General features: G+C 63.8%; 1 protein-coding gene. It reads left to right on the top strand.

Going from position 1 to position 246, the window contains the following annotated elements:
- On the top strand, window positions 1-246 hold a 246-nt coding region (locus IRZ77_RS26765; RefSeq protein WP_230386630.1), incomplete at both ends, for a thiamine pyrophosphate-dependent enzyme.

Below are 246 nucleotides of genomic sequence, written 5' to 3' on the forward strand. Positions count from 1 at the left end.
ACCCGCAGCGCATGGTCGCCGACATCCGTCGCGTGCTGCCGTCCGAAGGCATCGTTGCCCTGGACAACGGCATCTACAAGATCTGGTTCGCTCGTAACTACAAGGCGCACAAGCCGAACACCGTGCTGCTGGACAACGCCTTGGCGACCATGGGTGCCGGCCTGCCATCGGCCATGGCCGCGCACCTGGTGCACCCGGACCGCCCGGTTATTTCGGTTTGCGGCGACGGTGGCTTCATGATGAACA

It is taken from the genome of Pseudomonas pudica (assembly GCF_015680405.1).
In the GTDB taxonomy this organism is placed as follows: Bacteria; Pseudomonadota; Gammaproteobacteria; order Pseudomonadales; family Pseudomonadaceae; genus Aquipseudomonas; species Aquipseudomonas pudica.